This is a genomic window from Streptomyces kurssanovii, assembly GCF_040677245.1.
GTDB classification, from domain to species: Bacteria; Actinomycetota; Actinomycetes; order Streptomycetales; family Streptomycetaceae; genus Streptomyces; species Streptomyces kurssanovii.
In genome coordinates this window covers 149,384-172,295 of record NZ_JBFAQK010000005.1, presented here as the reverse complement: position 1 = coordinate 172,295, position 22,912 = coordinate 149,384, and the positions used below count along the sequence as shown (strand labels likewise).

Annotated in this window: 15 protein-coding genes and 1 pseudogene; 5 read left to right on the top strand and 11 right to left on the bottom strand. The window is 69.4% G+C overall.

Annotated features, from left to right (window positions below; all coding sequences use genetic code 11):
* Positions 1-98: 98 nt before the first annotated feature.
* The gene (locus AB0K36_RS06645; RefSeq protein ID WP_364589189.1) at positions 99-1,745 is read left to right on the top strand and encodes a hypothetical protein; all 1,647 of its coding nucleotides are present in this window, start codon (positions 99-101) and stop codon (positions 1,743-1,745) included.
* A gap of 100 nt (positions 1,746-1,845) precedes the next feature.
* Here the strand turns inward: AB0K36_RS06645 and AB0K36_RS06640 are convergent, their stop codons facing one another.
* Entirely contained in the window at positions 1,846-2,037 is a 192-nt protein-coding gene (locus tag AB0K36_RS06640; RefSeq protein ID WP_364589186.1) for a DUF397 domain-containing protein, read from the bottom strand.
* Positions 2,034-2,915, bottom strand: a complete 882-nt coding sequence (locus AB0K36_RS06635; protein ID WP_364589183.1) for a helix-turn-helix domain-containing protein — start codon at positions 2,913-2,915, stop codon at positions 2,034-2,036. The genes AB0K36_RS06640 and AB0K36_RS06635 overlap by 4 nt, the downstream gene beginning before the upstream one ends.
* A gap of 165 nt (positions 2,916-3,080) precedes the next feature.
* Here AB0K36_RS06635 and AB0K36_RS06630 point away from each other — a divergent pair, with 165 nt between their 5' ends.
* Positions 3,081-3,527: an ATP-binding protein gene (locus tag AB0K36_RS06630; protein ID WP_364589180.1), complete on the top strand. Its 447-nt coding sequence runs from the start codon at positions 3,081-3,083 to the stop codon at positions 3,525-3,527.
* Between the two features lie 53 nt (positions 3,528-3,580).
* Here AB0K36_RS06630 and AB0K36_RS06625 read toward each other — a convergent pair whose 3' ends face one another.
* From AB0K36_RS06625 to AB0K36_RS06585, 9 genes are all read right to left on the bottom strand, one after another.
* The gene (locus AB0K36_RS06625) at positions 3,581-4,759 is read right to left on the bottom strand and encodes a restriction endonuclease (RefSeq protein WP_364589177.1); all 1,179 of its coding nucleotides are present in this window, start codon (positions 4,757-4,759) and stop codon (positions 3,581-3,583) included.
* Between the two features lie 251 nt (positions 4,760-5,010).
* A complete protein-coding gene (locus tag AB0K36_RS06620; RefSeq protein WP_364589174.1) occupies positions 5,011-6,117 on the bottom strand; it encodes a hypothetical protein in 1,107 nt (368 codons plus the stop codon).
* A gap of 231 nt (positions 6,118-6,348) precedes the next feature.
* Entirely contained in the window at positions 6,349-7,668 is a 1,320-nt protein-coding gene (locus AB0K36_RS06615; protein ID WP_364589171.1) for a hypothetical protein, read from the bottom strand.
* Between the two features lie 237 nt (positions 7,669-7,905).
* Positions 7,906-8,472, bottom strand: a complete 567-nt coding sequence (locus tag AB0K36_RS06610) for a PIN domain-containing protein (protein ID WP_494517653.1) — start codon at positions 8,470-8,472, stop codon at positions 7,906-7,908.
* On the bottom strand, positions 8,469-9,659 hold the full coding sequence (locus AB0K36_RS06605) for an ImmA/IrrE family metallo-endopeptidase (protein WP_364589165.1): 1,191 nt from the start codon (positions 9,657-9,659) through the stop codon (positions 8,469-8,471). Before AB0K36_RS06605 ends, AB0K36_RS06610 begins: the two co-directional genes overlap by 4 nt.
* 95 nt (positions 9,660-9,754) lie before the next feature.
* On the bottom strand, positions 9,755-10,867 hold the full coding sequence (locus AB0K36_RS06600; protein WP_364589162.1) for a DEAD/DEAH box helicase: 1,113 nt from the start codon (positions 10,865-10,867) through the stop codon (positions 9,755-9,757).
* A 5-nt stretch (positions 10,868-10,872) separates the two neighbouring features.
* Complete coding sequence (gene drmB, locus AB0K36_RS06595) at positions 10,873-12,747, bottom strand: DrmB family protein (protein WP_364589159.1); 1,875 nt, start codon at positions 12,745-12,747, stop codon at positions 10,873-10,875.
* Positions 12,744-15,893, bottom strand: a complete 3,150-nt coding sequence (locus AB0K36_RS06590; protein ID WP_364589156.1) for a helicase-related protein — start codon at positions 15,891-15,893, stop codon at positions 12,744-12,746. The genes drmB and AB0K36_RS06590 overlap by 4 nt, the downstream gene beginning before the upstream one ends.
* A gap of 69 nt (positions 15,894-15,962) precedes the next feature.
* Complete coding sequence (locus AB0K36_RS06585) at positions 15,963-17,471, bottom strand: sigma-70 family RNA polymerase sigma factor (protein WP_364589153.1); 1,509 nt, start codon at positions 17,469-17,471, stop codon at positions 15,963-15,965.
* A 193-nt stretch (positions 17,472-17,664) separates the two neighbouring features.
* On the opposite strand from AB0K36_RS06585, the gene AB0K36_RS06580 reads away from it, so the two are divergent.
* From AB0K36_RS06580 to AB0K36_RS06570, 3 genes and pseudogenes are all read left to right on the top strand, one after another.
* Positions 17,665-19,482 (top strand): DUF4357 domain-containing protein, encoded by a 1,818-nt coding sequence (locus AB0K36_RS06580; protein WP_364589150.1) that lies wholly within the window; start codon positions 17,665-17,667, stop codon positions 19,480-19,482.
* Positions 19,479-20,726, top strand: coding sequence for an McrC family protein (locus AB0K36_RS06575; protein ID WP_364589147.1), 1,248 nt, complete (start codon positions 19,479-19,481; stop codon positions 20,724-20,726). The genes AB0K36_RS06580 and AB0K36_RS06575 overlap by 4 nt, the downstream gene beginning before the upstream one ends.
* Before the next feature lie 36 nt (positions 20,727-20,762).
* Positions 20,763-22,899, top strand: a pseudogene (locus tag AB0K36_RS06570) (UvrD-helicase domain-containing protein).
* Positions 22,900-22,912: the final 13 nt, after the last annotated feature.

Below are 22,912 nucleotides of genomic sequence, written 5' to 3'. Positions count from 1 at the left end.
CCCCGACTACGGACCTGTCAGCGACGTTTCCGGCCTCATAAGACTGGGCCCGCCAAGAACCACAGGGCCGGCCCCACTTCCCGCAGCGAGGAGAGCTCATGGAGCCACGCGGCTACCGCATGGTCGTCTCGACCGAGCGCAACTACGTCGACACATGTGCCGTCGCGGAGCGCCGGCTGATCGAATGGCTCCGTGACAAGGGGTACGACCCTTCCGGAATGGACGAGGGACGGACCGAAGTCGCCTCCCACGCCATACTCGACCGGGACTCCGAGTCCGGAAGGAACGGCGCTTACAGCCGGTGGCGCATGCGCGAGACACCCACCGCCACCTCGGGCACCTGGCAGTCGACGCTCGTCGTACGCTCCGGCCTGCCCGAGGACAAGGGCCGCACCTGGGTACAGGTCGACATCGAGCACCAACCGGCTCACGAGGGCGAATTGCCCAAACGAGCCAACACTCCGAACATCGTCCGGTCCCTCCTGGACTCGTTGGAGGCACGCGACGGGCAGGCCGACGTCGCCGCGGAGCCTGCGTTCATCGAGACCGACGACGTGGACGACCTGATCGAGGAACTGTGCGACGCCACACGCCGGTTGCCCGTCGTCATCGCCACGGTGCCGTACGGAAGAAACCCCGACGACTGGTCGCACTCGGTCGTGAAGCCGCTCTTCCGCTATTTGCACGGGCTGGCCGTACTGTACGTCCTCGCCCCTGAGGCAGAGCCCAAGTTCAACACAGCACTGGAATACCACCCCGTGTTCGGCGGCGGCGTCCGCACCTACGTGCCCGGACTCGACCCGGCCTGGAAGCCCGACGGGCAGCGGCATCCTGTGATGTCGCGCCGGACGATTGAGGGCAACGTCCGCCGCGCCGCGTCCATACTGGCCGCGCTTCCGCAACGGATATCCTCGCGCCACACGCTGCCCGCCGCCCTGCTCAGCGTCCCGCGTCACCGAGCACGCCCCCGGCCGACCACGGACGGCACGGACGTCCTCCAGCTCCGTGCGGACAACTCCGCCCTCACCGCGCTCCTGGACGAGGCGGAGCAGGCGGAGGTGATGCGGGTCAACGAGATCAACGATCTGTACGCAGAACTCGCGAAGACCGAACAGGGAAGCGACGAGCTGCGAGGCGAGAACGAGGACCTGTACGACAAGGTCCAGGAGTCACAGCGCCTCATAAGCTACCTGCGCGAACGCCTGCGCGCCGTGGGCGAGTCCGCCGCTGCCTACGCCCCGACCGACACACCGGTCATCAACTATCCGACGTCTTTCGAGGACCTGCTGGAACGGCTGGGCGAGCTGCCGTACCTCTCCTTCACGGGCAACCGCAAGATCACCCAGGCTCTGGACAGCCAGTCGGTGGACAACTGGCTGAGCGTGGCCTGGGACGGCCTGCTCACGCTGAATCACTTCGCCGAAGCCTCGGCCGACGGCACGGCCGGCGGAGACTTCCTGAGCTGGTGCAAGTCCGACGACTCCAGCGCGTTCCCCTTCCCGGCGGCCAAGGTGGCCATGCGCGAGTCCGACACCGTCGCCAGGAACGGGAAACTGCGCGGCGAGCGCACGCTCCCGGTCCCGGTGTCGGTCGACCCGAGCGGCCGGACGTTCATGCAGGCTCACCTGAAGATCGGCCGCGGCAACACCATCGCCCCGCGCCTCCACTTCTACGAGGACGGCCCCCGGTCCGGGAAGGTCTACGTCGGCTACCTCGGCCCGCATCTGCGCAACACCCTCACCTGAGCGCCCGCCGGTCCATCGGGGCACGCGCTCGGGCCGGAGTGCGCACGCCGCTGTGCCGCCCGCCCTCCGGCTTCCCGGAAACAGGCGGCACCCCGGTTGCTCAGTGCTCCGACACGAACCGCATGAACGATGTCCACTCGGCACGTGCGACCACGAAGGCCGGGAGTGTCACGTCCTTGGAGTCCCGGACGTGGACGCCCTGTTCGGCGATCGCGACCTCTATGCAGCTGTCACCCTCACTGCCGCTGTAGCTGGACTTGAACCAGGCGAGTTCCGTCGTACCGCTGTTCATCGCTCTCCTCGAAGTCGCTCCAGCAGGTCCCGGGATTCTGTGGGACTCAGGGCCTGCGAGCGCAGTGTTTCATAGCGTTGGCAGACGACACTCACCTCTTTCGGGTCGGAGATCAGCCGCCCGTTCTTCTGCCCCTCGGAGTACCCCAGCCGCCGCCCCTCCCGAGTTTCCAGAACCTGCACCGGCCCGTCCAGGCATGCGTGCAGCCCGGCGTCCAGCGGAACCACCTGAAGCGTCACGTTGCGCGGCGCGGTCAGCTCGAGAACGTGGTTCAGCAACTCGCGCATCGCCTCCGCGTCCCCGAACCGCCGCCAGAAGACGTGCTCCTCGACGATGAAGCTGAACGGCACGGTCGGCCGCTCCCGCATCATCGCCTGCCGCTCCATCCGGGCGGTGAGCTGCACCTCCAGCTCCTCGTCCGTCCGCAGCGGGATCGTGCCCTCGAACACCGCCCGCGCGTACGCCTCCGACTGCAGCAACCCCGGCACCAGTCGGCACTCGTACGTGCACAGGCTCACCGCCTCCCGCTCCAGCCGTGCCCACCGCCGGAACCACGCCGCGAGCCCGGCCTCGCCCCGCGTGAGATGCCGCGCCGCCTTCCGTAACGCACCCGTGTTGCCGAGCGCTTCCTCCGCGCGCTCCACGAACGCCTCGTCCGGCATCCGCCGCCCCAACTCCACCGACTCCACGGTGTGTTTGGAGTACGCGACCTGGGCGCCGAGGTCGACCCTGCTGAGCCCCGCGTGCTCGCGCAGGGCCTGGACGACCGCACCGAACGTGCGCAGACTGTCGGACGGTGAGGGCTCGCGCTCCCAGTCCCCCGCCTCGGCCGCCCGCGTGTCGATGCCTCCGGCCGCGTCCCCATCGACGATGCCCATCCGCCGCCCCTCTCCTACCGCACGGCAGCCCATTGCGCCGCCCGCACTCACGACTCAGCGTGACGGAGCGGCGAGCGTACTGTCCACTCCATGTGCCCGTACGCTGACTCCGCGTACGAGGCTCGGGGCTCGCCCACCCCCGGACCGGACGGCCACGCTGGCTCCATGAATCACCCCTCCCTCCAACTGAAGGCCCAGGTCCGGACGTTCTCGCAGCTGCTGTCGTCCACGCGGCGGGGCGCCCGGCTGGCGCGGCTACTCGCTACGACGGAGCTGCGCTCCTGGAGCGCCCCACAGGACCTCACGGAGCGTGCCGAACTCATCGTCGCGGAGCTCGCCGCCAACGCCGTATTCCACGGCCGCCTGCCCGGCCGCTGCTTCCGGCTCACGCTCACCTTCGACCCACCCGCCGGCCGGCTCCGCGTCGAGGTCAGTGACGCCCGCGGGGACCTCCACCCGCTCCCCCGCCCCACGGACACCGCACCCGACCCACTCCCCACCAGCGGACGCGGCCTGACCCTCGTCACCGCCCTCGCCGACCACTGGGACTGCGCCCCCTACCCACCCAGCGGCAAGACCGTCCGGGCCGAGCTGCTCGACACCACTTCATGATCACATCGGCGGGAGGGCGGCTGCCGTACCCCGTGCGGTGAGCGCCTGTTCCGTCAGGCACGTATCCCCAGCTTGAGGGCGGCTTCATGAGCCTTCTCGTCGGCCATGGCGATGAATCGCTTACGTCCGCCATGGGTCTGGAACTCCGCCCGCGACCTGACCAGGAGGGATTCCGCCTGCTCCGTCAGCTTGTGTGCCGCTTTCAGCGCCTTGATGTGGTCCTTGGTGTAGCGATTGGACGGCAGGGCGTGGACCTCACTCGTATGCGCACGGACGCGAGTGATCAGGCGACGCACGGTCTGCCGCTGAGCTTCCAGCTCGGCGGCACGCTGACTCGCCCGCAGGTTCGACGTCTGCCCGCCCCACGCAGCCGCCCGGCTCTCGCTGGACACCGTCCGGCTCCATCCGGAGGCCGGGGCCGGGGCCGGACGAGCGGACAGGCGAGCCGCTGCCTCGTTCAGCGCGGTGATGTGACCGATTTCCTGGAGGGAGAAAAGCGCGATCCCTCTGTCTTCGGCGAACTGCCGGGCGGCGGCCGTGTAGCCGCCGGACGCGTAGAACAGCAGATGCTGGTGCGCGTCCGCCACTCCCCGCAGTTCTCGAACGGGGCCGACACCGATCGGCTGGCTGTAGTGCTTCACCTGCGCGACGGCGTCTCGGGCGATCACGTCGATGCCCCCGTCCGCGCCGGCGGCCGTCACCTGCGCGTCGGTGAAACCGAGACCGCGCATGTGGTCGACGGCGGCGAGCTCTGCGTCCTGCCACGTACGGATGGCTCTCGCGCGGTACACCGTCTCCTGTGAGCCGGCGCTTCCCTCCGCTCGCCATGCTGCTGATGTCTGACCGACCGCCGAGCGGTGCGCTTCAGGCCTCCCCTCGGCACCCCCGTTGTCCTGCGTGACATGTGGAGGAGCAGGTGGGGTGTTGCCCTCGGCTAACCGGCCGGCGTCGGCCAAGGCGCGGGCCGCAGCCGTGGAAAGGGGCTTGAGCTCTATCGCGCCTTCGGGCCCGTCGAGCACGACCGCCTCGACAAACCGGGACTGACTCCCGCTCTCCAGGACGGTGAGGGGGCGGCGCAGTTCCGTGTGTTCCACCTTGAAGGTGCCCTTCCACAGGAGGAGACGCCGACCGGTCAGCGCGCCTTGGAACCGGACGGTGGCGAACAGCAGCTCGACCCGTTCACCGGGCGCCAGACGCGCTAATAACTGTTCAGCCTGCGGTGAGTTGCTCACCCAGCCGCTGCCCCGAACAGCGGCGGAGGTACGGGGGTCGCTGCGAAGATTTGACACCGGACCATCTTGCGCCAATCACCCGCGCTGGGCGTAGGCCGCGGCGCGGACTTCGCGCTCGGAAGCCCCTCGCCGGGCAGCGCTTCCCTTGCCGAACGCTGGCTGCGGGCACGCATGGAGCAGCCACGCCTTCTTCCCCATCCGGCATCGGCTGCACGGGGTGATGCCCTCGCCGAGACGGTCACACCTCTGGATCAGAAGAGATTGGATGTCTCGTCGAAGTCGCTGACCGGAGGTCTCGGCCTCCCGCTGGCCTCGCGGAACTCGTCCGGGCTGTAGCGAAGCCGGAAGGTATGGGTGTGGTCCTCGTCAACCCAATACAGGGTGATGGCGGAGAGCAGGTTCCGCGCCATCCAATGAGTACGGGACCGGATTCCCTCCTCCTGGTCAAGAATCCATGCCTCCACCTGCTCCGGCAGGCTGAAGGTCAGCCTGTAGCCGACGCCTTCGCGTGGTTCGATGGACCACAGGGGATGCCCCACCGTCCGATGGTTCCTGCGCACGCGGACGGCGTGGGTGGGCTGTTCGCGCGCGTGCCTGAGAAAGGCTCGGAGATCGTTAGAGCCAAGCCCGAGGACGAAAGGAGCGGCGGGAAAGGCCAGAACGAGTCCCAGTGACGACCGGCGCAGACCCGCCGCCAGCGCGTCGAGCGGACCGGTCACGGAGGGAGAACGGGCTACGGGTTCTTCCCACAGGTCCAGCAGATGCCGGCGCAAGTAGTTGCGCATCTCGTAAACGGTGGGCCGCTGACTCGGCGGCATCGGCATCGCGGCGTCGTAGACCGACTTGGCAGCCGCCCCCACCAAGTTGCGCATGGACTGGAAGTCGGGCAAAGACAGGTCGATGAGAGAGATCTGATGGGCGAGCGCGAACTCCTGCGCATCCCGCGTGAACCCTGAAGTCGAGAAGATCGCGTAACTGTAGTGATAGCGCGCCCTCGGGCGGTGAGGGCCCGAGCCGTTGCTCCATGTGGTGACGACATTCTGATTCAGATCGTGCACGACACCATGACCGTTGCGCACGACAGGGAGACCGACCTTTGAGCTGGTGAACTTCGCCTCGGTGAACAGACGTATCGGGAGCGAGAACGGGGGCACGTAGGGGAACTCGCCCAGACTGTCCGCTTGGTGCCAGGCCCCGCGGCCCCGCACCACCAGTCCGTGTGTGCGTTTCTCCAACACCTTCCACGGCGGCCTGGCCTGGTCGTCCTGCTCTGTCAGCAGACGGTACCCACTGGACCTCAGCAGCCAGGCAAGGACCTCTTCGAGAAGGTATCCCCTCAGTGTTCTCAGCCCCACCATGGCGTGACCTTATGCAAGCCGCTCCTGATTAATCATCAGAACGGTGAAGTTTCGCCCCCGAGAAGCGTCGTCCCTGCCCGAGATCCGGGACGGCACCGCCGGCAGCGGTGCGTGGTGCAATCTGCAGGAGCGACAAGGCGGCGCCTGGCGTGGGCGTGCCCGTCGCAGCAGGCACGCATCCCCAGCCACTCGCCGCATCCGCGCCGGAGCCGCACACTCGTCTCAGCAGGCCTACGCCTCCGCGGGCAGCGCGGGGAACACGACCACCGAGCCGTCCTTGTCGCGGGCGATCTCGATCGCCACATCCGTCGGGCGGCCGCCCACCGCGACGCCGTCGCCCAGCCCACGGATCTGGTACGCCGTACGCATCAGCCGGTCGACCTCACCGTTCGTCAGGACGGGACGCACACTCTTCGGGCGCGCCAGCTCCAACGCCGACAGGCGCAGCAGGACACCGGCAAGGCCCTTCTCCAGCTCGTCGAGGCGCTGCTCGTCATCCCTCAGCGCACGGGTGAAGTTCTCGAACAGGTTGTCGGGCTCGCTCTGGGCCAGCTCGACCGCCTGGAGGACATTGACACGCCGCTTCAACGCGATGGCCAGGGCGGCCAGTTCGAGGTGGGTGCGGAACGTGCCACCCTGTTCGTCCACACCGGGGAACGACTCGGTCAGCGTGCCGATGTCGACGGGCTCACCGTCGGGAAGTTTGTCGAGCGTGCTCGTCCACCGGGCCAGGCGGATGTCGGCCTTGCTCAGCGCGGTGTCGATGGCGTGCACCGCCGAGTCGAGTCCCAGCGAGACACCGAGCTTGCCCTGGTCCAGCAGGATGGCCGTGGCCTTGTCGATGGCGGGATGGCAGCCGTTGAGCGCGCTGTGCTCGTCGTCGAGCTTGTCCGCCTGAAGCTGCTCCAGCAGTTCCGTGATGTGCTCGATGGCCTCCTGCCGCTTGGCGTCGGCGTGCGCGCTCACCCCGACCGCCACGGCCATGAGCACGAGCGGTGCGGCCACGGTGAGCAGCGTGCCCCCGGCGGCCGCGGCACCGGCGGTCGCACCGGCCCCGCCGGCCGTACCAGCCGCTGCCGCTCCTCCGGCAGGCACGAACGTGGCTTGGGCGGCGATCTTGCCCGTCGCCGGATCCACGATGGGGCCACGGATACCGCCGGCCACCGCCTTCGACCTCATCGGGCGGAGGATGCCCTGACCGACCTGCTTGGCGACCTTCGCCGGAACCACCATGACGTACAGCCCCTCGCCAGAAGCCGTCGCCTTGGCCGCCGCGGAACCGCGCGCCGACTGTGTGACCAGCTGCGACAGGTGCTGCGCCAGCGGACTCGCGGCGTCGAGCGAGATGCCCCGGCTGCGGTCGAGCTTGTCCGGTAGCGGATGCAACTCGAGTGTGGCGATCGGCCGGTCGGCCAACGCGGCCAGCACGCCGCGCAGTTCGGTCAGACGCTCAGCCGTCATCGGCCCGTCCCCGGCCACCGACGGCACCTGGACGTCACCTGTCGCCAGCGTCCACACCGGAACGGTCGTTGCCTTGCGGTAGTCAATCATCGTCTCCCCTAGTTTCCCATGACAGCCTACGGCTGACGCCCGACGAGCACGGTGGACTCTCGTCCTCCCGGATCGCAGCACTCGGACGTCATTCGCCGCACATCGCTACCCGCGCCCAACGCCGACTGCCGTCCAAGCGGTGACGCCGCCGAATCCGATGTGGTGCGGGCCCGTTCGGTCCTGCACAGCACGTCCCGAGGGCCCTGATCCCCTGCCCCCCCATGGCCCTCTCCGGGCTCAGTCGAGCAGCCGCTCCGCGCGCTCCGGTACGCCCCGGATGTGGCGGCCGCCGGCGACCATGGCGCGCAGGAGCCCGTGCGCTTCGGTGCAGGGGATCAGCCCGGACACGGCGGCTTCGCGCATGAGGGTGACGGTGTTCTTGACGGGAATGCCGTGCGTGGTGGCGTACTCACCGGCGTCGCGGTCGTCCGTGATCCAGACCGCCCCGGCGAACTCCCGTCGTGTTTGGATGAGGGCGAGAGTTTCGGCTTCGCCCAGGTGGCGCAGGGGTTCGCTCGCGGAACCGCCGAAGACCGCCCGGCGAAGCCGGTCCGCGAGGGCGATTTCCGCGTCGGTGGACAGCTCGATCGGCTCGCCCAGCCAGCCGTCAAGCGGGAGTTGGACGAGTTCCCTCACGTGGGCGGCTGAGCGGCGGGCTTCCTCCGCCACCGCTTCGGTCCATCGGCCGCAGCCGTCCAGCACCTTGCGGAGCAGATCGAGACGGTTCACGGTGCCGAAGTTGCAGAGGACCGTGTTGTCGGGGAAGAGGCTGACCCGACCGAGGAGGGGTTGAGGGCTTGTCACGGCTGGAATACCGGGTCGCCCTTCTCGTCCTCCGGCAGAGGGCGGGGCGGCGGTGCGGGTTCCAGTATGGCTCTCAGGTCGTCGACCGTGCGGTTCAGGTAGGCGGCCAGCGGGCGCAGCGTCGTCTCGCCGGCCTCGTAGGCGGCGTGCAGCAGTTCCATCGGGACGAGCGGCGGGCGGGGCGCCGCGGATTCGGCGCGGTGCCGGTAGTGGTCGTCGAGCCGGCCCGCCAGTACGTGGCAGATCTCCGTGGTGAAGCCGCGGAAACGGTCGCGGCGGGCGGTGTCGAGAAGTCCGAGCCGGTGAAGGCGCGCGGCCAGCGCGCTCGGCGAGACCTTGAAGGCGACGACGAGTTCGCTGAGTTCGGCGTCGGTGGGGTTGCGCGGGTCGGTAACGGTGCGTTCCCAGGCAGCTCGCACTTCTGCCTCCGGCAGCAGGAAGTGGGCGGCGAAGACGTTGGCCCGCACCTCTGTGTAGTCCTTCTGCTTACCGGGTTCCGGTGCCGTGTCGGCGCGCAGGTCCTGGGCGTCGTGGGCGAGGAGGTGTCCGACCTCGTGGGCCAGGGTGAAACGCGCGCGAGTCCACTCCTGGGTGGTCGCGAGCAGGACGATGCGGAAGGCGTCCGACTGCCATGTGGCGCCCGACAGGGCGGCTTGGGAAGGGAATTCGACGAGGGCCACGTCGATGCCGCAGTGGTCGCCGAGGAGCCGAATGAGGTCCGCAAGGTCCATACCCGCCGGGGAACCCGCCCCCAGCTGTTCCAGGTGTTCCGTGAGATCGGCGGCGAGCTGCTCCCCCTGGTCGACATACCGTTCGAGCTCGGTGCGAAGTTCGGGGAGGTGCGGCATCGGGCGCGGACGGCCGAGCAGGTTCAGAACGTCGTAGGCGTTCTGGAAACGGCAGGCGATCTCCTCGATCTCGGCCCATCTGGTCCCTTCGGCCACGGCCCCGGCGGGGCGGGCTGCGGAGCGGGGGCGCACCGGCTCGCGTCCGCTGAGCAGCCAGTCCACGGTCGTGTCGAAGGCTTCCGCGATACGGGCGAGATCGAGGGAGCTGAAACGGCGTACGCCGCTCAGCGACTTGGACAGCTTGTCCCGGGAGAGGCCCACCCGTTCGGCGAACGCCGCTTGGGAGAGGGAGGCTGCGTCCATAACCTTGCGCACACGGTCGTTCACAGTCTCGGTCATATCCGCACCATAATGACGTGTTGCGAAAATCGCAACACATGAGCGGCGGGTGACAGGACTCAAGAGGGTGCGAAGATCCATCGTCGCTTCACCTCTCACTTCGTCACCACCCAACCGCCCAGCCTCTCCAGGTGCCGCGGCAGCCCACTGCCCTGCCAGCCCAGCACCAGCCGCTCACGGGCGCGGGTGATCATGACGTAATAGGCCATGCGCAGGGCGGCTGCAGTGGGGTCGTTGTCGGCGTCGGTCTCGCAGTCGGGTACGACGACGGTGTCGAAGTCGAGGCCCTTGGCGCTGGCACGGTGGACGACGACCACGCCGGGGCGAGCGAGGTCGAGGTCGCGGTAGCGGCCGGCGGAGGCCGCCGAGCTGTAGAGCTGGGGCTCCTGGGCGAGGCCCGCCCGTTCCAGGCGCCGCATCAGATCGGCCGCCGTGCGGAGGGAGCCGACGATGACGCCGATGCGGTGCCGCGGCTGCCGGGCCGCCATGGTGACGACGTCCTCGGCGAGGTCCTGGCTGCCCGAGTAGTGGCGCAGGACGGGGAGGACGCCGCTGCGCAGCGGTATCTCGGGCTGGGGGCCGCCGGTGCGGAAGTGTTCGGCCAGAGAGGCGATCTCACGTGTGTTGCGATGATTGCCGGCGATGTCCACACGTCCCGTGGCACGACCGAGGGCGTCGGCGATCTCGGTGAGGGTGGAGTTCGTCTCGGTGAGGCGCTGGCACTCGTCGGCGAACACGGTGACGGATGCGGCAGCCAGGCGGGCCACGCGGTAGAAGGCGGGCGGCAGGTCCTGGCCCTCGTCGACGACGAGGTGCGGTGTGGAGGGATCTCCGTTCCCGAAGGTCGCTGCGGCCCGATGCGTGAGGGCCGTCCAGTCGAACCAGCCGTCCTCGGTGGACGGGGCGTCACGCCCGAACCGGCGCAGGACCCAGCTGTGGACGGTGGACGCCACGGCGGGCGCGCCTGGGACCGTGAGTCCCTGGAGCATCCCGTGCAGGAGCTGGCGCAGAAGGTTGGAGCGGGACAGCAGCAGGGTGGGACGTCCGGTGAGGGCGAGGTGGACGGCGCGGTGTGCGGCGAGCAGGCTCTTGCCGCTGCCGGGCGGGCCGCTGACGACGTGGTGGCCGGTCAGCGGCAGAGAGTCCAGGCAGTCGCGCTGCGCCGGGGTGAGGTCGGGGTGGAGAACGGGGGCGTTCGCGGTGGTCATGGGCGTCATCCCAGGGCGGTGGCGGCGGCCGCGTACTCGCGGCTCGCGGTGAGGACGTCGGTGAAGTAGCCGGGGACGCGGGCGGAGCCGACGACCAGGGCACGGTCGAGGAGGGTGTTGCCGGTCTGGCAGCTCGTCTCGGGCAGCAGGGTGCAGGCGTGGCAGGCGGCCCGGTTGAGGTTGCCGAAGCCCTGGCCGGTGTGCTCGGCGCACAGCGGGTCGGCCGAGCACCAGGCGGCCGCTTCCAGCATCCGGATGAGCGTCTCGGCGAACCGCGGTGCCTCTCCCTGCCGGACGAGGCCGCCAAGGGTGCCTTCCGCGTCGCCTGCGGCGGTGTAGATCAGCAGGCCGTGCTGGCCGTACTCGGGGCGCCCGTACACGCGCTCGCGCAGGCTGGCAGTGGTGTAGCCGGAGTCGAACGAGAGCTGGCGGATGAGCAGGTGGGCGAGGGTGTGCAGGAGGAGGAAGCGGGGGGAGAGTTCACTGCCGGCGGTCTCGGCGAGCTGTTCGTCTCGGAACGACACGTCGAGGTCCGCTCGGACGCCCTGGACGTGGGACCGGACGCGGGGGTCGCTCTCCCAGGCGGCCAGGCGCTGCTCGTCGAGGGTGAGGACGATGCCCTCGCCGTACACCTCGGTCGCGGGCAGCCAGCGCAGACGCCCGCTGGTGTCGGCGGGCACGAGGGTGCCGTGCGGCGAGTGACGGCGGAACCCGGTCAGAGCCCGTACCTCGCGGAGGCGGTCGACGAGGACGACGCTGCCGACGTGTGTGTCGAGGGTGGCCCAGGGTTCTTCGGTCTCGCCGTCGAGACCGAGTCCGCTGCGGCGGATCGCGAACTCCGCTGTGGGTTCCGGGAGCTGGACGGCGTCGAAGGCGTACCACTCGTCGCGGCTCAGGTCGAGCTTGTCGGCCTGGGGCGCTCCGGCGCGTGGCGCGGGGGCACCCGTGGCCTCTGAGAGCAGTTGGTCGATGAGGGTGTCGGGCGCTTCAGTGTCGGATTTGATCATGTTGCGGAAGAGGTCGGCTCGATCCGTGCCGAGGGCGTCGAGCAGGATCGGCCAGTACGGGTGACCGAGGACGGTGTCCGCCGTGTTCAGTTCCGCCCGCGGGGGTTCGGCGGACTGGGGGATGTCCAGGGCCGAGTAGACGAGCGGGTAGTAGACGTTGCCGGCGGTGCGCTGCACGTTGTGCACCTGTTGGCCGCAGGAGGCGTGCTCGCTCCATCGCTGCCAGGGGTTGCGGCCGGAGCAGCGTCCGCCTTGAGGTCCGAGGATGTCGAGCAGGTCACGCTGGGCGCCGCAGGGTTTGCCGCCCGCCCCGGTCGCTTGGCAGCGCACCGAGAGCGCTTCGAGCCCGGAGGCGCGGTCGGCGACGCGGAAGCTGAGGCGGCGGGCCTTCCAGGCGTTGTCCGCCTCGGAACAGGCGGCCCGCTGCGCGGGCGCAAGGTGCGAGTGGGCCCAGTACCACCAGTCGATGTCGTCCAGATGCCCGTCCGGGCAGATGCGGACGAAGCGCATCGGGGTGAGGCGCGGCCCGGCAGCGCACGAGGTGCAGACAGGCGGTTCACCGGACTTCTCGTGCTCGCGCAGGAAGCGCACCATGGTCCGGCACGCTCCGCAGAACAGCCAGCCGGGAAAGCGGACGTACGGCACGCCCGGCCTGTCGGCCTGGTCATAGCGGTCGTTGAGGGTGTGGGGGGCGGCGAAGAATCCCGTCACGCCGAGCCGCGTGGCGAGCCTCTCCGAGACGACGGGGGTCTTGAGCTGCGGCCAGGATCCGATGCCGGCGGCGACGAAGGACTCGCCTTGGACGTCGAGGACGGCGCCCACGCCGAACGGCAGCACGGTCTGTGCCTGGCGGACCCTCAGTTTGCGCTTCACTGTCCTGCCCCCGTCACGGTGATCTGGCATTCCCGGTCGACGCTGCGCATGGAGTTGAGGGTCTCCCACAGGCCGTAGCGCTGCTCGAAGCCCTTCAGCAGGTTGTACTGGCCCTTGCCCTGGCTGCGGTAGTAGAGGTCCTTGCCCTCGGCGGCTGCCGTCGTGGCCTGCCGGTACCAGTCCTCCAGTAGGTATCCGAGTTCTGTGCGGACATCGGCGCGCACGGCGTCGGACCCGGCTCCCGTGGCACCGCTCTCCGCGGTCGCGGCCCGCTCGGCAAGAGCGTCGGCGATCCGCTCGGTTTCGTCCCGGTGGGCGGTGATGTGTCCTGCCTGGTTCTCCGCGGCCAGGCCGAGCCGGTGGCGTACGAGGACGACGAGCGCGGCATGCAGGGCGCGGCGTCGGGCGGGCAGGGACCAAGGGGTGATGCTGGCGGGTTCCACGTAGCGGTAGAGCGCCCGGTGGTAGTCCAGGAAGGTCTCGTAGTGGGACCGGTCGCGCGGGCGGGTGGCGTTGAAGTAGGTCACGACGAGTCCTGGCACTTGATGGCGGCCGACGCGGCTGGTGGCCTGGATGTACTCGGCGGTGGTCTTGGGCTGCCCCTGCATGAGCATGTAGGCGAGCCGCTTCACGTCGACACCGACGGAGAGCATGTTGGTGCACGGCAGGAAGGAGACGGACCGGGGATCGGTCCACGGCTTTTCGAGGCGGTCGAGCAGGATGGGCTGCTCGGCGCGCTTCAGGTTGCTGGTCAGTTCCTGTACGTCGCCGTCGCCGAGCAGGCGCACGCCCGCGCCCTGGTCGAGGCCTCGGAGCTGGGCCGGGATGTCGTCGCCGGCGGCGGTGACGGTCCGACCGAGCTCCCGCAGGCTGTGGTGGTAGGCGACAAGGGTCCAGTAGTCGTCGCGGTGTTCCTCGGGAAGCTGATGGACACCCTGGAGCATCGCGGCCGTGGTGGCGACCGCGCCGCGGCCCGCCGTGTGGCCCTGGGCCATCACGCCGAGGTAGAGACGGCCGGGCCGGCCGCTGTCGGGGACGGCGAAGAAGCTGTCGCGGGCGTCGAGCCCGGACGGCGGGAAGAGCTGCACGTCCTGGTGGTGGAGAGCCCGGACTTGTTCGGCCGAGCGCCGGATGGTGGCCGTGGCGGCGACGATCTTGGGCGGCCTGCCCTTCGCGTCGGTGCACAGTTCGAGGATTGCCGACTCGTAGAGGCCGACGGTGGTGCCGAGCGGTCCGGTGAGCAGGTGCAGCTCATCCTGGATGATCAGCGACGGGGGCGGGGTGGCCGTGCCGGCGCCGAAGAGCCGACCGGAGGACGGTTCCCAGGCGAGCCGGGCGAACTTGTCGACGGTGCCGAGGACGAAGGTCGGCGGATCCTTGTAGAGGTGTTGGTCGACGACGGCGACCGGCAGGACGTCGTGGAAATCGCACTCGTCGCGGGTGCAGTGGAATGCGAAGTCGTCCGTGTCGGCACGGACTCCGTAGTCGGATCGCATGCTGGACCGGTTCGCCGGCAGGATGCGGGTGCCGCACCACGGGCAGCGGTCGAGGATGAACACGTCCTCGGGGTGGGTGGCCTCGCGCTGCTCGTCGAAGGCGATTTTGGCCGCCAGGAAGCTGTTGGGAGTGGTGGTGTCGCCGACCCACAGGCCGACGGTGATCGGCTCGCCGCCGAGACCGAGCGCGGGTTCGGTGCGACGCAGGTGCTCCAGGGCGCAGATTGTGGTGGCGGCCCGCTGGAACTGCTGGGTGGTGAGCAGGCTGAGGGTGTATCGGCTGAGGACGGTCGTGCCGTCGCCTTCGCCGCGGATACGGCGCAGGGCGATGGTGAAGGCGGCCAGGAGGAGATACGCCTCGGTCTTGCCACCGCCGGTGGGGAACCAGATCAGGTCGGTGGTCCCGCGGTCGCGGTGGTCCGGGTCGGCGACGCCGTCGAGGGCGAGAAGGAAGTAGGCGAGCTGGAAGGGACGCCAGGTGGCCTCGGGGTCGACGGGCGGGTCGATGGCCACGGGGTCCGACCGGCGGCGTCGCAGGCCGGCCTGGTCGGGGGCGGAGTGCCGCATCTGCAGCAGCATGGCCCGCTGGGCGATGCGGAACGCGGCGAGGACGTCGGGGCGGTTCGGGTCACACAGGGTGCGCACGCCCGCCTCGATGCGGGTGACTGCCTGGCGGACGCGTTCGAGGATGCGCTCGGCGGCTTCCCGCCCCCAGGCGGGTACCTCGACGGATCGCTGGCCCACGTACCAGGCACGGTAGGAAGCGGCGAACTCGGCCAGTTCTTCACGGAGCTGGTCACGGGACACGCCCGGGTCCGCCAGGTGGGCGATCGTGAGCGCGGGGGCGTCGAGCGGTCCCCCGGCGCGGATGGCGGGCACCTCGGCGCGGGGCATGGCTTCACAGACGAGCAGGGCGACGGCATCGTCCTCGCAGCGGTCTTCACGGACCGCGCAACCGTGGCCGACGGCGTGGGTGACGACGTGCCGGTACTGCAGGCGCAGTTCGCGTTCCTCGGGGTCGCGGCTGGCGAGCCGGACGCTGGGGTAGGGCAGCACGGCACCGTCGGCGGGACGGACGGTGAGCTCGCACTGGAACAGCATGTCGTCCCAGCTCGGAGCCTTGCCGTCGGAGCCGTCGTGGCGCTTCTCGTTGACCAGGGCCACGGTGACGAGCGTGCCGTCGCCGTAGGAGCGGCGGGTGACCTGGATCTTCGCGCGGTCGTCGAGGACGGCCACCTCGTCCCGCTCAGGGCCGATCTTGTGTGTCTCGGACGTGAGGGGGACGCGCTGCCAGCGCCGCCCGCGGCCGGGTTCGTTCCTCTGGGTCTCGTAACGGGCGGCGGCGCAGGTCACTTCGATGTGAGCGGCGTCCGTGTAGAAGCTGAGGCCGAGCGAGGCGGGCAGCCAGCTGTTCGCCTCCGGCACCGGGTCGGGGGCCGGGTCCACGTCGGGGGCGGCGGGTTCGGCACCAGGCGCATCGGGGTCCTCGGCCGCGAGGGCGAGCTGCCTCTGGAGATCAGCCTGTTGGGGGTAGAGCGTCCCCATGAGGTACTGCCGGTCGGGCGGCGCGTCGAGAACCTCGTGGTCATCACCGGCGGGTCCGACGAGCTGGCGGGTGAGGTAGTCGACCAGCTCCTGGCGCGGGTCCATGGGCGGTTCCTTGAGGTCGAGTTAAGGCATGGAGAGGGCAAGGCAGGCAGATCGTGCGATGCGGCCGGTCTACAGGTGTGATGGCAACATCCGGTGGCGGATGAGCTGGCCACGGAACTTCGCCTTGGCCTTGGATTCGACCTGGCGGATTCGTTCACGGGTGACACCGAAGACAGTTCCGAGGTCTTCCAGGGTGTCCGGCTCGTCGCCGTCGAGACCGGTGCGCCGGACGAGGACGTGCCGTTCGCGCTCGGAGAGGTGCCCAAGTACGTGCCTCAGGCATGCCTGAAGCTCATTGCGGAGCACCACCGTGAGGGGTCCGGGGAGTCGGCTCGGTCCGATGACCAGGTCACCGAGAGCGGTGTCGTCGCCGATGATCCGGTCCAGAGAGTCGGTGGGCCGGCTTATCCTGCGCACCTGTTCAACCTCGGCGAAGGTCAGACCGCTCACGAAGGCCACGTTGTCGACGGTTCTGGCACGGCCTTCACCGAGCAGCTTGCGCTCAGCGACGGCGACCTTGCTGACCTTTTCGTGTACGTGCACAGGCAGTCGGATGAGGGTGCCCTCATCGGCGATGGCCCGCGTGATGGACTGCTTGACCCACCACGTCGCGTAGGTCGACAGCTTGAAGCCCTTGGTGGCATCGAACTTGCGGACCGCGCGCATCAGTCCGATGGTGCCGTGCTGGACGATGTCCTCGATGTCCAGGCCGCGGCCCTGGTAGTGCTGGGCGATCTTCCACACGAGCCGCTGGTTGTGCAGGACGAGGCACTCGTGAGCCCTTCGCTGCTCGCTGCCGCAGGGAAGCGATGCGATCTCCTCTGCCGGCACGTCGCGCTCGAGTCCGCCGACACCACCCCGGAGGAGAACGGCGAGCCCCACTTCCTCCTCCGCCCTGAGCAGCCTCGTGCCCAGGTTCCGTCGCCATCGGTCCTCTTCCAGCACAGTCCGGGCCGCGCGGACGGCGTCCGTGAGCCCCTCGTCCCGGACTGAAAGCGCACGTCGACTCTTGGCGCCCTGCGCCACAGCGGATGCGGGCACGGTCTTGGCAGGCACCCCCGGCGTGGCCGCTGCACCGAGCGGCCTGGGGCGAGTGATGGGAAAACCGGCCGTCAGCTCACGCGCTTCGGAGGGTCCGAGTCCGTGCAGCCGTACGACCCCGTCATGAGCGAGCTTGCTGATCGTGCCGTCGGCCTCCGCGTAGCGAGCGAGCATCCGCCGGGCCTGAGCCAAGCGCCTCGCCGCCTCGGAGGGCACCAGATCGGACTCCGGAGCGACGGTGTGCCATGCCCGACCGTCGTCATCCGCCACGGCGGGGCTCGCCACAGGCCGGTCGGCACTTCGCACGACTGCCGACTGACGCTTGGCCTTCACGTGCAGGCCGAGTGCTCCCAGCCCGTTCCGGAGCCGCCGCTGCTGCTCGTCGGTCGTGAGCCCGAGCCTGGCCGCTTCCAGAGCGAAGGCCCGTCGGCTGACAACACCCGCAGGAGATGCCGAGCGTTTCAGCCTCGCGATAACCGACGGCAACTCCGTTCCGATGGCACGACGTTCGGCCTCGGCCGTTGGATCCCCACCCATTGCGCCCCCACTCTGGCCACCAAGCGCCAGTCCCGCCCGAAGAGTCGACCGGGTACACCGCCACGGTAAGGGAGTTACGTTTACACCGTCAACACACTGACCATATAGGACCACTTCTGATCGGTGCTCCATTGACAACGTCAACAGGTATGGTTGCCGCAACGCTTGCCAAGGCCGAACCGGAAGGTCGCCCATGCCGCACCCTGACCGCCTCCCCGGCACGCCCGAGTTCCACATCAAGCTCCCCAAGGACGCGGGTGAGGCACGCGGATGTCTGCTCACCGAGTTCGGCGGCAACGGCACGCACAAGTTCGCCCTGCTGGCAGGTTCTGTGGTCGCCGCCGAAGCCTGGCCCGGGCTCGGCGACCACGCACGCCGCCTCCGTGCGGAACTGCGCGAGAGCGGCGCGCTGGCCGATGCCTCGACGGATCCCGAACGGCCGCAGGCACCACCGCGATGGGTGGCAGCCCGGGACATCGAGTGCAACTCCTCCTCGGCCGCCGCTGCGCTGGTGTACGGCTACGACGCTTCCGGCCCGGAGTCCTGGCGAACCGCCGAGGGACACCCGCTGGCCGACTACCTGACCACCGGCTGGCGCGCCCCGCGCAAGGCGTGGCTCGTGCGGGGCTCCAACGTCTCAGGGCGCAACCTCGTGCGGCAACTGTGGCTGGAGGAGGGGCTGGTATCCCTCGCGGGCGCGCATCTGCCGCCGCTGGAGGAAAGCGATCCGACGAAGAGCATGCTGCGCCGCTTCGTCGAGGACGGGTATGAGGGCGCGGCCTCGTACAGTCAGAAGCGGGGCCTCGTCGACGAGTTGCACGCCTTCCTGACCCAGATGCGCGTCGGTGACACGGTGGCCACCATCGGCGACGGACGGCTGCACGTCGCACGGATCACCGGCGAGGCCGTGCAGACCGCCTCCCCGGACGGCCTGTCCAATCTGCGGCGAGCTGTGGCCTGGCAGCACGACAGCCACCCGTACGAGGAACTACCGGAGGAAATCCAGCAGAAGCTGTCCGTGCAGCATGACGTCGTCGACCTGACCGGCGTCCTGGAAGCACTGGACGGGCTCACCGGACTCACCGGCCCGACTGCGACCCACGTCCGCACCCGGCAATCCGCCGAGCGGCCGGCACAGCGTGAGTTGTCGCTGCCGGACGTGACCGATGCCCTCGCGGCCGACCTCCTCGTCCACGACCGGACCTGGTTGGAGGAGATTCGGGAACTTCTCACGGACGAACGCCAGTTGGTTCTGTACGGCCCGCCGGGGACCGGCAAGACCTATCTGGCGATGAAGCTGGCCGAGCACTTCGGCGGCGGCCCCGAGCAGGTCAAGATCGTGCAGTTCCATCCGTCGTACTCGTACGAGGACTTTTTCGAGGGGTTCCGGCCCGTGGAGGACGCGGAGACGCGGGAAGTGGCCTTCCGGCTGACGGCGGGCCCGCTCCGGGAGCTCGCCGATCTCGCCTCCCGCGAAGGCAATCGGCACATCCCGCACTTCCTGATCATCGACGAGATCAACCGTGCCAATCTCGCGAAAGTCTTCGGTGAGCTGTACTTCCTGCTGGAGTACCGGACGAGGTCTGTCCGTCTCACCTACTCCGGGGACGACTTCGCGCTGCCCCCCAACCTCTTCGTGATCGGCACGATGAACACCGCCGACCGGTCGATCGCGTTGGTGGACGCGGCCATGCGACGCCGCTTCGCATTCGTGGAACTCTCCCCCCGCGCCGAGCCGACCGCCGGGCTGCTCGCCCGATGGCTGAAGCGCGAGGGCAGGGACCTGGAACCCGCTCACCTTCTCGACGCTCTCAACGCCCGCATCGACGACAGGGACTTCGCCATCGGCCCCTCGTATCTGATGAAGCCGGGCGTGCACCGCGACGGCGGCCTTGAACGGACCTGGCGCACGAAGATCCTCCCGCTGCTCGAGGAGCACCACTACGGAGAGGGTCTCGACGTCGTCGCCCGCTACGGCCTCGCCTCGCTGCGCCGCGAGCAGCACCCATGACCTTGCTCGATGTGACGCTGCATGAGTACGGGCCCGCGGTCTCCGTCCCCCTGTGTGTCGAGGCTGGGCGGGCCCTCGCCGACGCCGGCATCCTGCAGAGCGCGACTCCTGATCCCGGCCGCGAGGGTCACTGGCTGCTACGGGCGGGCAGCCGGGTCGGCGCTGTGCGCACCCCTGGCGGTCCGGTTGTACGGATCACGCCCAAGACCCCCGTGAGCCGGCTGTTCTTCCTCCTCGGCTTCAGCCTCGACCCGGCGCGCGCCTGGCGTGACAGCCGGGAGGGAACCGTCGACACCGGCGCGTACGACGACGTCGTCCCCGCCCTCGCGCACGCCGTGGAGCGGCAGATCGACGCGGCGCTGCGGCAGGGCGTCCTCCAGGGCTACCGGGAAGTGGAGGAGTCCGGGATGGTCGTGCGCGGGCGGCTGCGCGAGGCTGAGCAGATCCGGCGGCACTTCGGCCGTACGCCGCCCGTGGAGATCGCCTACGACGCGTACACCGCCGACACCGCCGAGAACCGCATCCTGCACGCCGCCGCCGATCGGCTGCTGCGGCTGCCGGGAGTCCCTGGCCCGGTCCGACGGCGCCTCTCCCATCAGCGCGTACGTCTCGCTGACGCACGGCCGTTGATACGGGGACAGCAACTGCCGCGTTGGCAGCCCTCACGCCTGAACTCCCGCTACCAGCCCGCGCTGCGGCTGGCCGAGGCCGTCCTGCACGGCACCTCCCCGGAACACCGGCCGGCCGGGGCCGACGCCCTCAGCGTGGACGGCTTCCTGCTCGACATGAACAAGCTGTTCGAGGACTTCGTCACGGTCGCTCTGCGCGAGGCGCTTCGGGAGCACGGCTTGAACGCGCGCCTCCAGGACCCCCACCACCTCGACACCGCGGGCCTTGTGCGGATGCGCCCCGACCTCGTCGTACGCACCGGCGACGGCCACACTCCGCTCGCCGTCGTCGACGCCAAGTACAAGGTGGAGAAGGCCGACGGACTCCACAACGCCGACCTGTACCAGGCCCTCGCGTACGCGACGGTCCTCGGTCTGCGCGAGGCGCACCTCGTGTACGCGGCGGGACGGCAACCGGAGCGCTTCCACGAGGTACGCGGAACGACTGCCAGGCAGGACGGACACGGAGTGCGGCTTTACCGGCACACCCTTGACCTCTCCCGGGAACCACCACAGATCCTCTCGGCCCTCCGGGAAATCGCCGGAAGGCTGGCCGGGGCAACACCGCATCCATGATCATGAAACACCGTCAGGCAGGAAGGAAGGGACCTCATGCCCCGACTCGCCTTCGCCCAGAGCTTCTGGGACGGCTACGACACGTTGGAGAAGCCGGTGCGAGCCGGAGTACGCAAGGCCATGGGGAAGTTCCAGGCCCTGAGTGCCGCCGAACTCAACGCGGACAAGGGCCTGCACCTGGAGTCCGTCCAGAACGCCCGTGACCCGCGGATGCGCACCATCCGGATCACCGACTTCTGGCGAGGTGTCGTCCTCGCACCCGATGACGGTAGCGATGTGTTCCTGCTGGTCAACGTCCTGCCGCATGACGATGCCTACACCTGGGCGGCGAAGCGCCTGTACAGCGCGAACTCTGCGACCAGGGCCCTGGAGGTGCGCGACGCCGTCGCTCTGGACGAGCTGACCCCGCTGTACGAGACGGCCGCACGCGACGCTCCCCGGCTGCTGTTCGCCGGCGTCTCCGACGGCACTCTGAGCGATCTCGGCATCGACGACCAGGTACTGCGCGCCGCTCGTTCCCTGACGGACAAGGCCCAGCTGGACGCGTTCGCCACGCTTCTCCCTGAGGATCAGCTGGAAGTGCTGCAGTACCTCGCCGAGGGATTCACACCGGAACACGTGTACCGGGACGTCGTCGCCGTCCGCCGGCCCGCCGACGCGCCCGCCGAGCCGGTCGAGGACCTGGCCACGGTGATCGCCAACACTTCCGCACGTATCCGCCTGGTCACCGGAGCGGATGAGCTGGAGGAGATCATGGACAAGCCGTTCGAAGCCTGGAGGGTCTTTCTCCACCCGTCACAGCGTCGCGTGGCCTACCGCACCTCGTACGGGGGACCTGTCCAGGTCACGGGCGGCCCCGGGGACGGGTAAGACGGTCGCCGCCCTGCACCGGGTCAAGCACCTGCTCGGGCGCGGTGGGGACGGCCGCATCCTCTTGACCACGTACACGAACGCGCTCGCCGCCGGCCTGCGCCAGATGCTCGGCCTTCTCCTCGACGAGGACGAGGGTCTGCTGGCGCGGGTGGATGTGACGACGGTCGACGCCTACGCGAACGGCGTCGTGCGCACGAAGTCCGGGGCCGCGCCAAAGCCGGTCGGCGACCGGGAGCAGCGTCAGCTCTGGGAGAAGGCCGTCAAGCAGCTCGATCTGCCGTTCACCGCCCAGTTCATGGCCCAGGAGTACCGGCACGTCATACTCGGCCAGGATCTCCGCGATCTCGACTCCTATCTCGGCGTGAGCCGCCGCGGCCGTGGCACCGGCCTCGGCCCCGCGCGCCGTCGCGAGGTGTGGAGCGGTGTGGAACGGTTCGAACAGTTTTTGCGCGACCGAGGGGAGACCACTCACCTCGGGGTCTGCGCCCGCGCGGCGGAAGTACTCTCCGGGGAGCCGGCTCCGTATGCCCACGTTGTCATCGACGAGGCTCAGGATCTGCACCCCGCCCAGTGGCGTGTGCTCCGCGCTGCCGTCTCCCCAGGGCCCGACGATCTGTTCGTCACGGGTGACCCGCATCAGCGGATCTACGACTCCCGGGTCTCGCTCGGATCCCTGGGTATCGCCACAGTCGGCCGTAGCTTCCGGTTGCGAGTCAACTACCGTTCCACGGAAGAGATTCTCTCGTGGTCGGCGAGGCTCCTCGCACCTGTTGTCGTCGACGCACTCGAGGGAGAGGGAACGGACTCGCTGGCCGGGTACCGCTCCCTGCTGCATGGGAGCCGCCCCCAGGTACTGGAGTACGCGACTAGACAGGCGGAGACCGAGGCCCTGGTGGACCGGGTCCGATCGTTGCTCGACGAAGGCCTCTCACCACACGAAATCGGGGTGTGCGCCCGCTTCAACCTCGCTTTGGACGCGGCCGAGGAGAAGCTGAAGGCCGCCGGCATCCCGGTGCTACGCGTCAAAGGGCAGACCGCGCAGAGGACCGAGGGGGTGCGGCTGGCGACCATGCACGCGATGAAGGGGCTGGAGTTCCGGGCAGTCTCCGTCCTCGGTGTCAACGAAGGAGCCGTCCCGTTCGCACGTGAGATCACGCCGCGCGAGGCGGACGCGTTGCAGCACGACGCCGACCTGCTCCGGGAACGCTGCCTTCTCTTCGTTGCCTGTACGCGCGCCCGCGAGGCACTGAGCGTGTCATGGAGCGGAACCGCGAGCCCGTTCCTGCCACGCGCCGCTTGAGCGGCCACCCGGC

Bases quoted from the DNA above. Each gene is read 5' to 3' on its own strand.
- AB0K36_RS06645 (WP_364589189.1), top strand. From the start codon at position 99: ATGGAGCCACGCGGCTACCGCATGGTCGTCTCGACCGAGCGCAACTAC.
- AB0K36_RS06640 (WP_364589186.1), bottom strand. From the start codon at position 2,037: ATGAACAGCGGTACGACGGAACTCGCCTGGTTCAAGTCCAGCTACAGC.
- AB0K36_RS06635 (WP_364589183.1), bottom strand. From the start codon at position 2,915: ATGGGCATCGTCGATGGGGACGCGGCCGGAGGCATCGACACGCGGGCG.
- AB0K36_RS06630 (WP_364589180.1), top strand. From the start codon at position 3,081: ATGAATCACCCCTCCCTCCAACTGAAGGCCCAGGTCCGGACGTTCTCG.
- AB0K36_RS06620 (WP_364589174.1), bottom strand. From the start codon at position 6,117: ATGGTGGGGCTGAGAACACTGAGGGGATACCTTCTCGAAGAGGTCCTT.
- AB0K36_RS06615 (WP_364589171.1), bottom strand. From the start codon at position 7,668: ATGATTGACTACCGCAAGGCAACGACCGTTCCGGTGTGGACGCTGGCG.
- AB0K36_RS06605 (WP_364589165.1), bottom strand. From the start codon at position 9,659: ATGACCGAGACTGTGAACGACCGTGTGCGCAAGGTTATGGACGCAGCC.
- AB0K36_RS06600 (WP_364589162.1), bottom strand. From the start codon at position 10,867: ATGACCACCGCGAACGCCCCCGTTCTCCACCCCGACCTCACCCCGGCG.
- AB0K36_RS06590 (WP_364589156.1), bottom strand. From the start codon at position 15,893: ATGGACCCGCGCCAGGAGCTGGTCGACTACCTCACCCGCCAGCTCGTC.
- AB0K36_RS06585 (WP_364589153.1), bottom strand. From the start codon at position 17,471: ATGGGTGGGGATCCAACGGCCGAGGCCGAACGTCGTGCCATCGGAACG.
- AB0K36_RS06580 (WP_364589150.1), top strand. From the start codon at position 17,665: ATGCCGCACCCTGACCGCCTCCCCGGCACGCCCGAGTTCCACATCAAG.
- AB0K36_RS06575 (WP_364589147.1), top strand. From the start codon at position 19,479: ATGACCTTGCTCGATGTGACGCTGCATGAGTACGGGCCCGCGGTCTCC.